General features: G+C 62.9%; 9 protein-coding genes. 3 read left to right on the top strand and 6 right to left on the bottom strand.

The features are described from left to right. Window positions 1-13: 13 nt before the first annotated feature. Window positions 14-862: an NAD(P)-dependent oxidoreductase gene (locus NKG59_RS03505; RefSeq protein ID WP_253535303.1), complete on the bottom strand. Its 849-nt coding sequence runs from the start codon at window positions 860-862 to the stop codon at window positions 14-16. 166 nt (window positions 863-1,028) lie between these two features. Between NKG59_RS03505 and NKG59_RS03500 the strand changes: the two genes are divergently transcribed. After that, window positions 1,029-1,910 carry a LysR family transcriptional regulator gene (locus NKG59_RS03500; protein ID WP_253535301.1) on the top strand — a complete coding sequence of 294 codons (882 nt, stop codon included), beginning with the start codon at window positions 1,029-1,031 and terminating at the stop codon, window positions 1,908-1,910. Between the two features lie 117 nt (window positions 1,911-2,027). Here NKG59_RS03500 and NKG59_RS03495 read toward each other — a convergent pair whose 3' ends face one another. The 3 genes from NKG59_RS03495 to NKG59_RS03485 all read right to left on the bottom strand — a co-directional run bounded on the left by NKG59_RS03495 (window position 2,028) and on the right by NKG59_RS03485 (window position 6,328). After that, the gene (locus NKG59_RS03495) at window positions 2,028-2,171 is read right to left on the bottom strand and encodes a hypothetical protein (protein ID WP_253535299.1); all 144 of its coding nucleotides are present in this window, start codon (window positions 2,169-2,171) and stop codon (window positions 2,028-2,030) included. A 423-nt stretch (window positions 2,172-2,594) separates the two neighbouring features. Next, a complete protein-coding gene (locus NKG59_RS03490; protein ID WP_253535297.1) occupies window positions 2,595-3,773 on the bottom strand; it encodes a GGDEF domain-containing protein in 1,179 nt (392 codons plus the stop codon). A 944-nt stretch (window positions 3,774-4,717) separates the two neighbouring features. Beyond that, window positions 4,718-6,328 (bottom strand): OpgD/OpgG family glucan biosynthesis protein, encoded by a 1,611-nt coding sequence (locus NKG59_RS03485; RefSeq protein WP_253535295.1) that lies wholly within the window; start codon window positions 6,326-6,328, stop codon window positions 4,718-4,720. Window positions 6,329-6,524: 196 nt separating this feature from the next. Here NKG59_RS03485 and NKG59_RS03480 point away from each other — a divergent pair, with 196 nt between their 5' ends. Continuing rightward, a complete protein-coding gene (locus tag NKG59_RS03480; protein ID WP_253535292.1) occupies window positions 6,525-7,667 on the top strand; it encodes a serine hydrolase domain-containing protein in 1,143 nt (380 codons plus the stop codon). Between the two features lie 37 nt (window positions 7,668-7,704). On the opposite strand, the gene NKG59_RS03475 is transcribed toward NKG59_RS03480, so the two are convergent. After that, a complete protein-coding gene (locus NKG59_RS03475) occupies window positions 7,705-8,175 on the bottom strand; it encodes a cyanophycin metabolism-associated DUF1854 family protein (protein WP_253535685.1) in 471 nt (156 codons plus the stop codon). Window positions 8,176-8,197: 22 nt separating this feature from the next. Next, a complete protein-coding gene (locus NKG59_RS03470) occupies window positions 8,198-10,504 on the bottom strand; it encodes a cyanophycin metabolism-associated ABC transporter (RefSeq protein ID WP_253535290.1) in 2,307 nt (768 codons plus the stop codon). Window positions 10,505-10,793: 289 nt separating this feature from the next. On the opposite strand from NKG59_RS03470, the gene NKG59_RS03465 reads away from it, so the two are divergent. Beyond that, complete coding sequence (locus NKG59_RS03465) at window positions 10,794-13,466, top strand: cyanophycin synthetase (RefSeq protein ID WP_253535288.1); 2,673 nt, start codon at window positions 10,794-10,796, stop codon at window positions 13,464-13,466. Window positions 13,467-13,517: the final 51 nt, after the last annotated feature.

Here is a 13,517-nt window from a genome sequence, read left to right as displayed (position 1 = left end):
ATGGCCACGGACTTCAATTCCCACCCAAGGTGGCTCTGACCATCGCCGACCAGTCCTGGTCGCCGTAGCCGGCATCCACAGCGTCCTGCATGCGTGCATAAACGACGTCGAGCATAGGTAGCTCGCCGTTGGCGTCCCGTGCGGCTTCTTTCGCCAACCGCAGATCCTTCAGGCCCAGTGTCGCCTTGAAGCCTGGCGGGTATTCGTTCTTGATGATGTTGCCGGAGTAGGTCTGGTAGGGGCGAGAGCCAAACAAGGTGCCGAGGATCAATTCCAGAAAGCGTTCCCGCGGCACACCATGCGCTTCGGTCAGCACCACCGCTTCGGCCATCGCTTCGATCGCGAAGCTGATCATCATGTTGCACGCCAATTTAGCGGCGCAGGCCATGCGCGGATCGTCGCCCATGCGCCAGATGCGCTTACCGATCAGCTCCAGCGCAGGCATGACCTTATCGATCGCGGCTGGGTCACCGGCGGCAAGAATGTTGAGCTCCGCCCGCGCAGCGACATCAGGCCGTCCCAGTACCGGCGCGGCGACAAAGGCGATGTCGTGGGCGCGATGATGATCCGCCAGCTCTTGTGAAAACGCAGCCGAGATCGTGGACGCCACCACATGCACCAAGCCAGGTCTTGCCTGCGCCAGCAGATCGCCTTCCATCAGCACACTGCGGATGGCCGAGTCGTCGGACAACATGGTCAATGCCATGTCGGCTTGCAATGCTTGCATTGGCGTATCCACCATTCGCACGTCTGCGACGCTCCCGCCCGAGCGATTCCATGCGACAACCTTGTGGCCGGCTGCAGCCAGGTTGCGTGCGATTTCCCGGCCCATCGCACCAAGGCCGATGATTCCGATTTCCATTTGCTTTGCTTGCTCCAGAAGTCAGGCCTTAGCTCGAACGGAGCCAACCAGGCCGTTGCTGCAGCCGATCGTTCGGCATGCGATGGAGCGTAGTCTCGCAACGTTCGATACTGTTCATCAACTGAATATAATGAACACCATCCGTTCATTTTTGTAAGGGGGTGGCATGGAGTGGAGTGATGTCAGGATCTTTCTTGCTGTCGCTCGCACAGGAACGCTCGGTGCCGCCGCACGGGCTCTGCGCCTAAGCCACCCGACCGTGGGCAGGCGATTGCGCGCTTTGGAAGAAGCCACAGGGCAGGTGCTGTTCCAGCGGACGGCCGACGGCTTCGTTCTGACTGAAGAAGGGATGGGAGTGCTTCCGCTTGCCGAGCAGATCGAAGAGGGAGCGCTGGCGATGGAGCGGAGACTGGCCGGCAAACAACAAGCGCTCGACGGCACGCTACGCGTGACGTCTGCCGACTGGTTCGGCGCCTACGTGTTGCCTCCGGTGCTGGCGGCGTATGCGGCCAAATATCCCCAAGTCCAGATCGAGGTGCTCACCGGAACGCGCCTGTTCAACCTGGCGCAACGGGAGGCTGATGTAGCGTTTCGCATTGTCCCGTTCGAGGAGCAGGACATCGTCCAACGGCGGTTGCTCCAGATGCGCTATGGCGTCTATGTGTCTGCCACCGGGCCCGCCCCGATCGCTGGCGACGGCAGCGGATATCGGCTGATCACGCCGGATGTGCTAAGTGGTTCGTTTCCGGATACGGCGTGGCTGAGAGAAATGTTTCCGAATGCAGGAGTCGCGCTGCATTCGAACAACCGAAACGTCAAAGCGCAGATGTGCGCGATGGGAATGGGCATTGCGGTGCTGCCGCGCCCGCTGGGTGACCAGACCCACGGTATCCGTCGGCTGGAGCTGGACGCAGAACCACCGCATCGCGAGATATGGATGGGCTACCACCGTGACTTGAGGCGGCTTAACCGCTTGTCTGCATTCGTTGACTTGATGGTCAGACATCTCGCCAACTCTGCATTTGATGCCTCTGCCACATCGTCGTGAATGCCCACTCTGCGTGCAATGCGCATCCATGGGTCGGATGATTTCATTCGGGCGATAGCGGCCAACCCCGCACCGCTCCAGGCGTCTCGCCTAGCGATGCGAGCCCCAGCCAAACGCCTACACCCCTGCCTCAATCAAATGCGAAATCTGCGCCGACGCCCGTGCAAAGTCAGTCAGCGCGCGGGCGCGCTTGCACCGATAGCTGCCGGCAGAGATGACGACCGGCTCTTTGACGTCGTCGGCCTGCAAGACGATGAGCATGCCGATGTAGCGGGCTGTCTGATCCGCCTAAATACAGCTGGGATCGGGTGGCAGAGCCGGCGGGGTTGTTCTGGCTGACATCGTTCAACGTCGGTCCCTGATGCGGCAGGACATCGGCCCTGCTCATTTTTGCTAAACGTTTGCTTCTGCCGGAAAAAAAGCGCCACTGCACACGACTCGGGCGCTGACGCCTCCACCCTCGGATGAGCGTCGGAAAGCGCAGGAGACGCAAAGATAGGGACCAATGAGCATCCTGCGTGCTTTCATTATCAGTGGATTGACAAGAAACTTAACCACCCATGAGAGGGGAGAAATGTGCTCTCCATTGAAAGCCGCTTGGTTGAACTGGTTTTGAGTTGGGAAGTGATGCGATGGTCTTCTTAAAACGACAGTTCCGCCATCGTCGGTTCAGGAAATTGGCTTTTAAAGTCGGTGCGGTTCCAGCGTTTCGACGTCGCGTTCGTCGACTTCTGGCGCCGTGACGACTCGATTGCGTCCTGTTGCCTTTGCTAGATACAGCGCAGCGTCCGCCCGCGCCAAGGCTACCTCCAACGTATCTCCGGGCATGACGCTTTCGACGCCCGCGCTGAACGTACAGCCCACGCCATCTTTGGGCGATCGTTCGACGGCAAGCCGCAGTTCATTTGTTAAAGCGGCTGCGTCTCGCTTGCGCGCATCCACGCAAATAATCGCGAATTCCTCGCCACCCAGACGCCCAAGAATGTCGCGCGACCGCAGGCGTGCAGACACAACAGATGCGAAATGTCTAAGGATCCGGTCCCCGACCGCATGGCCAAAAGCGTCGTTGACGGCTTTGAACTCGTCGATGTCCAGAATCGCGATCGACACCGGCGTGCCCTTTGCAGCCGCCTCGCGAAGCAAGGCGTTCGCCTTTTCCATGAAGGCGCGTCGCATCAGTGCACCGGTCAGTTCGTCAATACTCGCGAGCTGTTCCATCTTTCGTGCAAGTTGGTCATGCGCAAGCATCACCATCCCGGTAGACATGCACGGCAATGTGACGATCGCGAGCCCGAGAAACAAAACGTTCCAGGGCGAGGGCTCCAGCATGGCCATTTGCGGCACACCGAAGCCTCCGGCGACGGCCCGCGCGATATGGAATAACGCGCCCAGAAAAGCGGCTGCTGCAACGAATCGATAAGGGTAGCGCGCACCGTCACGCGGCGCGTGACGCAGCGCCAACGTACCCACGGCGATCCTTGCATAGGCGAGCAATGTGGATACCAGCGCGATCTTCGCACCCATGTTTGGCGACACGTAAGTAAAGTACACCACCGCAGCGAAGGCGATGACGAACGCCGCGGTTTCGTCGTGCCGTGCGTAAGCCTTGCCGAAGAACTGCCGCATCCCCTGCACGAGCAACAGCAAGGCTGTCAGAGCAATGAACGCGGCTCCAAAGGTGGTGAACTGTCCTGGCTGAGCACCGGCGGCCAACATCCATGCCAAAGCAGTGGCCAAAAGTGCGTGAGCGACGCACCAGCGGCCTATACCGGGCACCCCAGTCCGAAGCAGCGAACCGAGGATGCCCACGCTCATCAGGCAGGACATGATCACAATACCTACCAGAATGAGCGGTGTGAGCATGAGATCGGGTGGTGACAAATATCGGCGAAACAAGAAGAGCGACACCGCATTCGACAACTGAGCGCAAAACGAATGACCTGTGGCACGCGCTTCTGTTGCCAAATTCCGGGAACCGCAGTTGCGGGGCGCTCAAGCGGCCAACGTGCCGTTCCCAAGTTTGAAGATTGCGCGCGCGACGCAGTGCATCGGTCTGCTTGGCTACGGTATGAGCGGCAGCTGAACTTCCTTCCACCACTGGTGCATTCGGCTGCGTGATTTCCTCAATCTGGCCGACACAGCTGGGCAAGGTCTTGGGCCGTACGTCTTCTTATCGGCCAATCTGCGTTCCACTTAATACTGTTTTCGGCAATGCGCCATGATGAAACGGAAAAATGTACGGTCTAGGGACACTCAATTGCTGGGCGGTGGTCCTCGTCGGGTATTGAGGCGCGGAGTGAGGCTTTTGAGGACTCGTTTTACAGCTTCACGGACAGAGGGCGCGGCTCTGGGTTCAACCACGCATCAGTGTTCTCCGGCTTGATTGGAATCGGGCGGCGGATCGCCGGTGATGATGGCGAGCGACAGCAGATCTATCTCGCCGGGCTTGGTCGCGCGCCAGTGTGACGACACGCAGGCGACGAACAGCGTCTGCGGCCATGCGCGCGCAGACGGCCTCTGCGATCTTCTTCTCTTCGTCGGTCTTGGGCGATACGAGGACCGGCGTGATTCGGCCACGCAAAAAAAAAAGCCCACCGAGGTGGGCTTAGTGTTGCATCAATTGCTCTAAAAATTTCCTCTTCTTTTTCTGAAGAAGTGCATCGCGTGCCATGTCTCGTCGCCACGCAGAGATATCGTTTGCGCGGTGGATGGTGTTCAAAACACCAGCGCAAGCCGTTGATTTTATTGCGACGCACTCCTCCCTTTTTGGCCGTGATTCTCACGCAATAAAGCGGAGGTGTCCTCTTCTATTCGTACACTTGCGACGTTTTGATGGTGGGGTGGTACTGGTACAGCCACGTCTCCGACAACGGCTTGCCATCCAGGCGCAGGAACAGCCGCATATCCACCGGCTCTTTTCCGTCGACCGTCAGATCAAACTGCGCGCGCCAGTGGCCCGGCACGCCGTTCGGCACGGCTTCGGTAAACACGTATGAGAACGTGCCGCGCGAGGTAGAGAGCACTGCCTCCGGCTTGGTGCCGAAGGGCAGCTTCTCCAGCGGGCCGCCCTTGAACTCGACCATGAACTTGCGCACGCCGTGCGGACGCGGCTGGCCCGGCTGGCCGCCGTTGCCCATGCGCGTGGCTACGCAACGCGCCAGTTGTGTCGGATACGGCTCGTCGGCCAGCCAGTGCAGGCGATAGCGCAGACGGTATTGGCTGCCCGCGCGCGCCGGCGCTTTCGGCACCCACATGGCGACGATGTTGTCGTGGATCTCGTCGTCGGTCGGGATCTCGATGAGCTGCACGGCGCCTTCGCCCCAGCCCTCCAGCGGCTCGACCCACAGGCTCGGGCGGCGCTCGTAGTGCACGCCGTCCTGATAGTCGTTGAAATCCCGGTCGCGTTGCAGCAGGCCGAAGCCGCGCGGGTTGTTGTCGCCAAAGGCAGATGCCATCGTGCGCGGCGGATCGTTCAGCGGGCGCCAGATGCGTTCGCCGCTGCCGGTCCAGAGCGCCAGGCCGTCGGAATCGTGCACCTCGGGGCGCCAGTCGATGGCGGTGCCCTTGGCGGTTTCCGAGAACCAGTACATCGACGTGGCAGGTGCGATGCCGAAACGGTCCACGTCCTTGCGCAGGAAGATGGCCGTGTCGATATCCATCACCACGCCCTTCGTGCGGTGCATGACAAAACGGTATGCACCCGTGATGCTCGGGCCGTCGAGCAGCGTGTAGATCGTCACGGAATCGGCGCGGTTGTCTGCCGGCGTGTCGAACCACACGTGCGTGAAATTGGGAAACTCTTCGGGCTTGCCGGCCTGCGCAACATCAAGCGCGATCCCGCGTGCGGAGAGCCCGTATTGATACAGCTCGCCGATGGCGCGGAAGTACGACGCGCCCAGGAAGGCGACCCAATCGTTCTTTTTCCAGTCGAGCTTTTTCTGGTCGCCCAGACGGCTTTCCTGAAAGCGGAAACCCGCAAAGCCGCTGCCGCGCGGCAGCTTGCGCGCCGGGCTGTCGGCGGGCATGTCGAAGTACGACTCGTCGTAGACGATCTCACGTGCGGCGCCTTTTTCCACCACGTGCATGCGCACCGGCGCGCGGAAGAACGTGCCCAGGTGGAAGAACGTCACCGGAAACTGGCCCGGGCCGTCGGCAAAGAGCGCGTGGGCGGTGTCGAACTTGATCTTGCCGTGCGCCTCGTAATCGATCTTGGCCAGGATGTCGGCAGGCGCCGTAGCCGGCGGCGTGTACGGCTTGCCGGCCATCGTGCGGGCGCGCTCGATCAGAGCATCGAAAGAAAACGGCGCGGCATCGCCCAGCTTGACGCGATTGGCGGCCAGCGCTTCGGGCGTGATGCCGAGCGCCGCCAGCGTGGCGGTAACGGATGCGGAGGCAAGAAGGGTTCGACGTGTGACCATAGGTGCCTGTGATGTGACTGATGAATAAGAATGGTCCGACATGGTAACGCGGGCCCAGGTTCCGCCACGGGCTGGAGGCTCCTCCGGATGGCCGATCCACTGCCGTTTGGTCGCCCAGATCGACCATTCGTCGCAGAGCACTTGAACTTGCAAGTGCCGGTTACGATACTTGGGCCCCATCAATGGGGGGGCTGGGATGACGCTACGACTGCGCAGCATCGGCATCGCTTTGGCATTGGTTTGCGCGGTAGGCGGCGCCCAGGCAGCGCCCTGCGACGCGCCCGCGCAGTTGAACGATGGCTGGCAGACCGAGGCCGACCCCGCTGCGGCCGGTTTCGATTCCGGCCGCCTTTGCACAGTCTTGCGCAGTGTTGCCGACGCCGATATCAACTTCCACAGCCTGCTCGTGGTGCGTCATGGCCATCTGGTGGCGGAGGTCTATCACGCCGGCAAGGATGAGCGCGTGAAGGACCTGTTCCGCACCACGCGCACGTTCGACGCCAGCACGCTTCACGACATCCGCTCGATCAGCAAATCGGTGACGAGCCTGCTGTGGGGCATTGCGCAAGGGCAGGGGAAGATGCCGCCGCTCGACACGCCAGTGCTGTCGTTGTTTCCCGGGCTGGCGGATCTGAATCGCGATGGCCGCGAGGCGATCACGCTTTCGCAGATGCTGTCGATGTCGAGCGGCCTTGCCTGGAACGAATGGCGTGCGACGAGCTTCTTGAACAACGACGAGTTCGGACTGTTCTGGCACACGTCTCAGGCGCATTACGTGTTCGACCGCCCGATGGCGGCTCCGGCTGGCACGCAGTTCAATTACAACGGCGGCAACACGGCGGTACTGGCGCAATTGTTGGCAGAGCGCGTCGGCACGTCGTTACCGGAGTACGCGCGCAAGCAACTGTTCGAACCGCTGGGCATCACCGATTGGGAATGGGTAGACGACTACCGTGGCCGCCCGCTGGCGTTTGCCGGCGTGCGCCTGCGCCCCCGAGACCTCGCGCGCATCGGCCAACTCGTGCTGCAGCACGGCCAGTGGAACGGGCGGCAACTCGTGCCCGCGGAGTGGATCGCCGAATCAACACGCCCGCACATCGATACCGGCATGGGCTTGCAATACGGCTATCAGTGGTGGCTCGGCAAGGTGGCGGCTGGCGGCACCGAACAGGCGTGGATCGGTGGCATCGGCAACGGTGGCCAGCGCCTGTGGATCGTGCCCGGGCTCGACATGGTGATCGTCACCACGGCGGGCGATTACAACCAGCCTGCCTCCTGGAAGCAGGCTGAAACCCTGCTCGACCAAGTGATGACTGCGGTGCAGCCGGCACCCCGCTAACGGCGGCGCGGCGGCGCGGTTGTGTGGCCGCGCGGGCTTAAAGGAACCGGTCGAGAATCTTGCGGCTGTGCTTGTCCAGCGCAAGCAGGTCGCGGATCAGGTAGTGGATGCCGTGGCTGTCGGAAATGAGCAGCGTGGTGCCGGTCAGGCGCCGGATGTCTTCTTCGCCGCGCAGCACGAGGTCTGTCTGGCCGCGGTCGGTTTGCACCGTCCACGTGCTGGGCGTGGCGTAGGTCGATACGTCGACGATCTTGCGGATCTCGGGCATGAATTCACGCGCACCGAGTTCGGCTTCGATCAGCGCGCGCATCGGCGCGGGCAGCCCATCGGGCTGTGTGATCCATGCCAGCTCGCGGCCGTCGGTGCTCATCAGGCTCAAGCCCTCGCCGGCGGCAGAGATCGGAAACGCGCGCACGGGCACCACGCCTTCATGCACGGTGCCATCGGCCAGGGTCATCACAAGCTTGCCGAAGCCGTTGCGGCTCAGGGTGAAATCGGGCGTTTGCATCGCAGTCATTTCAAATGGAGGGTCACTGCGCGTAAGCCGGCGCGGCGGCGTCCACGCGCTCGCCGTCGCTGGTCAGATCGGTGTCGGCATCGACATTGCGGGCCTGCGCCTGATAGAGCTTGTAGTACGCCCCTTCGCGCGCGAGCAGTTCATCGTGGTTGCCCACTTCGACAATCTGGCCGCGATCCATGACGACCAGGCGGTCGGCCTTGCGCAGCGTCGACAAACGGTGCGCGATGGCGATGGTCGTGCGGCCCTGCACGAGGTTGTCGAGCGCCTTCTGGATTTCCTTCTCGGTGGTCGTATCCACGGAAGACGTGGCCTCGTCCATGATCAGGATGCGCGGGTTGATGAGCAGCGCGCGCGCAATCGAAATACGCTGGCGTTCGCCGCCCGACAGCGCCTGGCCGCGTTCACCCACCAGCGAGTCGTAGCCGTGCGGCAGGCGCAGGATGAACTCGTGGGCGTGGGCGGCACGCGCGGCGGCAACGATCTCTTCACGCGTGGCGCCGGGTTTGCCGTAGGCAATGTTGTCGGCAATCGTTCCGAAGAACAGGAACGGCTCCTGCAGCACCAGCCCGATGTTGCGGCGGAACTCCGACACGGGCAGCGAGCGGATATCGGTGCCGTCCAAGCGGATCGCGCCTTCCGACACATCGTAGAAGCGGCAGATCAGGTTCACGAGCGTGCTCTTGCCCGAGCCGCTGTGCCCCACCAGCCCGATCATCTCGCCCGGCTGGATCGACAGGTTCAGGCCGCGGATCACCGCGCGGTTGCCGTAACGGAAGCCCAGGTCGCGTAGCTCGATCGCGCCATCCACCTTCTCGATGTGTACAGGCTTGACCGGCTCCGGCACGCTCGACACGTGGTCGAGAATGTCGAAGATGCGCTTGGCACCGGCCGCCGCTTTCTGCGTGACGGACACGATGCGGCTCATGGAATCCAGGCGCGTGTAGAAGCGGCTGATATACGTCAGGAACGCTACCAGCACACCGACGGTAATGGCGTCGTGGCTGACCTGCCAGATCCCGAAAATCCATACCACCAGCAGCCCGACTTCGGTCAGCAGCGTGACGGTCGGGGTAAATAGTGACCAGACCGCGTTGACGCGATCGTTGATCGCCAGGTTGTGCTTGTTGGCCTCGGCAAAGCGCGTCACCTCACGCTTTTCCTGGGCAAAGGCCTTGACTACGCGGATGCCCGGGATCGTATCGGCCAGCACGTTCGTGATTTCCGACCAGATCCGGTCGATTTTCTCAAAGCCGTGGCGCAGGCGGTCGCGCACCAGGTGGATCATCCACGCGATGAACGGCAGCGGCACCAGGGTGACGAGCGCAAGCCAGGGGTCGATCGAGACCAGGATGACCGCCGTCATCGCAATCATCAGCACGTCGGTGGCGAAATCGAGCAGGTGCAACGACAGGAACACGCTGATCCGGTCGCTTTCCGAGCCGATGCGCGCCATCAGGTCGCCCGTGCGCTTGCCGCCGAAGTATTCGAGCGACAGCTTGAGCAGGTGCTCGTAGGTGGTCGTGCGCAGGTCGGCACTGATGCGCTCGGACACGCGCGCCAGCAGATAAGTGCGCGCCCAGCCCAGCACCCAGGCCACCAGCGCGGCGCCAAACAGGCCGGAAAGGTAGAGCGTAACCAGGCGGTAATCGACCGGTTGCCCGTTCTGGTAGGGGATCAGCACCTTGTCCATCAAGGGCATCGTCAGGTACGGCGGCACCAGGGTGGCGGCCGTGCCAATCAGCAGCAGGGCGAAACCGGCCAGCAATTCCCACCGATACGGCTGGGCGAAGCGCCACAGGCGCAGCAGCGCCCAGGTCGAGGGCGGCTGCTCTTGTTCGCGGCTGCATTGCGGGCAGTTCTCTTCACCGGGCGGCAGGGGCGCCTTGCAGGTGGGGCAGATCTCCGCGTCGGGGTGCGCGGCTTGGGCACCGGTGGCCAGGGCATTGCGCTGGGCGTCGAACGCGTCGGCCAGCCGCAGAGCGTCGGTGTTGTGGCCCAGCGTGTAGCGCCAGCTCGCCAGCCTGCGCTGTCCGTCGGACAGCTCCAGCGTGCCGACGCCGGCGTGGTCGCTGTGGGCCAGCGTCGTGCCAGAGGCGATGTCCCAGCTTTGGAAATCCTTTTCGCCGGGGGCTTGGCCGATCAGGCGACGGTTCGTAACAACCAGCCACCCTTGGGTAAAATGCAGCCTTGCGTCCAAATCCAGCTGCAGCCCGGCCAGGATGGTTTCTTCTGGAGCGAGGCTCGGGGCCAGCACGACACTCCAGGGTTCCTGAGCGCGGGCGACGGTGGGGGCGGACGATGGGGAGGACTGGGTCATCAGTGGCGCAAAGAATTCAAAAAGCGCGTCCAAATGGCCAAAAAACAGCCCAAAACGGGAAAAGGACGAACATAAATCGAGGCGAGAGTGCGGCGTCGCAATTGTTGCGGCCTGCAAATTTTGCTCGCAAGTATACATAGCCACGCCAGCACGGCATTTGGTGCGCTGCACAACGCACTTCGGGCTCAAGACGTCAACGCCGACGCCGTTGTAACGTTATTGAAAGGTAACGGTTCGATTCCACGGACCAATTCACGGGTACATCGCCCCCTGCTTCCAAGCAAATTCAATGAAGAAGAAGGACATTGAGATTCTCGATGTCATGTCGCTGCGCGGCCCGAATATGTGGACATATCGGCCAGTGCTCGAGGCATGGGTCGACATTGGTGAACTGGAGGATTTTCCTTCCAACACGATTCCGGGGTTCTACGAGCGCCTGTCGACATGGCTCCCAACGCTGATCGAGCACCGCTGCAGCCCCGGCGTGCGCGGCGGCTTCCTGATGCGCTTGAAGGAAGGCACTTGGCCCGGCCACATCCTGGAACACGTCACCCTGGAATTGCAGAACCTGGCCGGCATGCCCGGTGGTTTCGGCAAGGCGCGCGAGACCCCGGTGCGCGGCGTGTACAAGGTGATCGTCCGTGCCTGGCACGAAGACGTGACCCGCGCTGCCCTGCTGGCCGCCCGTGACCTGGTCATGGCGGCCATTGAAGACCGCCCGTTCGACGTGGATGCGGCCGTCGAAACGCTGCGCGACCTGGTGGACGAGCACTGCCTCGGCCCCAGCACCGCCTGCATCGTCGATGCCGCCGATGACCGGAATATCCCGTCCATCCGCCTGTCGGACGGCAACCTCGTGCAGCTCGGCTACGGTGCACGCCAGCGCCGCATCTGGACGGCCGAGACCGACCGTACCAGCGCCATTGCAGAATCGATCTCACGCGACAAGGACCTGACCAAGAGCCTGCTGCAGTCATGCGGCGTGCCCGTGCCGGAAGGCCGCATGGTCGATAACGCCGAAGACGCCTGGGACGCCGCCGAAGACATCGGCGTGCCGGTGGTGGTCAAGCCGTACGACGGCAACCACGGCCGCGGCGTGTTCACGAACCTGATGACCCGCGAAGAGGTGGAAACCGCTTACGCCGTGGCCATCGAGGAAGGCAACGGCGTGATCGTCGAGCGCTTTGTTTCGGGCAACGAACACCGCCTGCTGGTCGTGGGCGGCCGCGTGGCGGCGGCGGCGATGGGCGAAACCGCGTCGGTGATCGGCGATGGCACCTCGACCATCGAAGAACTGATCGAATCGCAGATCAATTCCGACCCGCGCCGCGGCAGCACCGAAGAACACCCGCTGAACTGCGTGCGCCTGGACTCTGCCGCACTCCTCGAACTCAAGCGCCAGGGCTATGCCGACGGCAGCGCCGTACCGCCCGCAGGCCGCAGCGTGCTGATCCAGCGCAATGGCAACGTCGCCTTTGACGTGACTGATCGCGTGCACCCGAGCGTGGCCGCGCATGCGTCGCTGGCGGCGCGGGTGGTCGGGCTCGACATTGCCGGCGTGGATCTGGTGGCCGATGACATCTCGCGCCCGCTCGATGAGCAGCGCGGCGCCATTGTGGAAGTCAACGCCGGGCCGGGCTTGCTGATGCACATTCGGCCGGCCCAGGGCGAACCCCGCCCTGTGGGCCGCGCGATTGTGGATCACCTGTTTTCCGACAAGGACGGCGCGCAAGACGACGGCCGCATTCCCATCGTCGGCATCACGGGTACCAACGGCAAGACCGTCGTCGCGAAGCTGGTTGCGCAGTTGCTGCAGCTCTCGGGCAAGCACACGGGCCTGGGCTGCAGCGATGGCCTGTTCCTGGACCGCCGCCAGGTCGAGGCGAGCAACAACCGAGGCGGTCATGGCGACCGCGCTGCGTGGGACGCCTGCCACCGCATCCTGATGAATCGCGCGGTGGAAGCCGCCGTGTTCGAGAGCGACAGCGGCATGATCCTCTCGCAAGGATTGCCGTATGACCGTTGCCAGGTCGGTGTTGTCACCAACTTCGGCAAGCCCGATCACCTGGGCGACTTCTACGTCGAAGACGAAGACCGCATGTACAGCGTTCTGCGCACGCAGATTGACGTTGTGCTGAAGTCTGGCGTGGGCGTGCTCAATGCCGCCGATGCGCGCCTCGTTGAAATGGCCGACCTGTGCGACGGCGAAGTGATCTTCTTCGCGTTGTCGGGCGATCTGGAAGCCATTGCCGCGCACCGCGCCGCTGGCAAACGGGCCGTGTTCGTGCGTGACGGTAAGGTGGTGCTCGCCACCGGCCCGACCGAACTGGCACTGGCCGATGTGTCGGCCATTCCGCTGACCTACGCGGGCCGCGTCCCGTTCCAACTTGAGAACGTACTGGCCGCCGTGGCCACCGGCTGGGCGCTGGGCATTTCCAACGACCTGATGCGCGCCGGCATCGTCACCTTCGATGTGGGCCAGGTGGACGTGCCGGGCCGCTTCACGCTGTTCCAGCACCACGGCGCCACGATCGTGGTGGATGACGCGCACAACGCCTCGGCGCTGGAAGCCCTGGCCGCCGCGCTGGACAACTTCCCCGCCCAACGCCGCACGCTCGTATTCGGTGCCGGCCTGCAACGCCGCGACGAAGACCTGGTGGCGCAAGGCACCGTCATCGGTCAGACGTTCGATCGCGTGCTGCTGTGCGAAGACGCCAGCGTCAAGCGCACCGATGCCGAGTTCGATCGCCAAGCACGCGCGCTGCTCAAACAAGGGCTGCAGGCGGGCGGTCGCGTGGCTGAAGTCGTCGTCGAAGGGGCCAAGCGCCGGGATGTCGTGGATGCGGCGCTCTCGCAGCTCACGGCAGGCGACCTGCTGGTCCTGCAATGCGACGAGTGCGCCATCGAGGGCACCGTCGAGCAGGTACACCAGTGGATGGGCCGCGCCGAATCCCAGAACTGACGATCGGGCCTGAATCCAAAAGAACGCCCAAAGCACAACGGAAAGCTGATT

Source organism: Ralstonia chuxiongensis, assembly GCF_024158925.1.
Classification (GTDB): Bacteria; Pseudomonadota; Gammaproteobacteria; order Burkholderiales; family Burkholderiaceae; genus Ralstonia; species Ralstonia chuxiongensis.
This window is presented reverse-complemented; position numbering and strand designations above follow the sequence as displayed.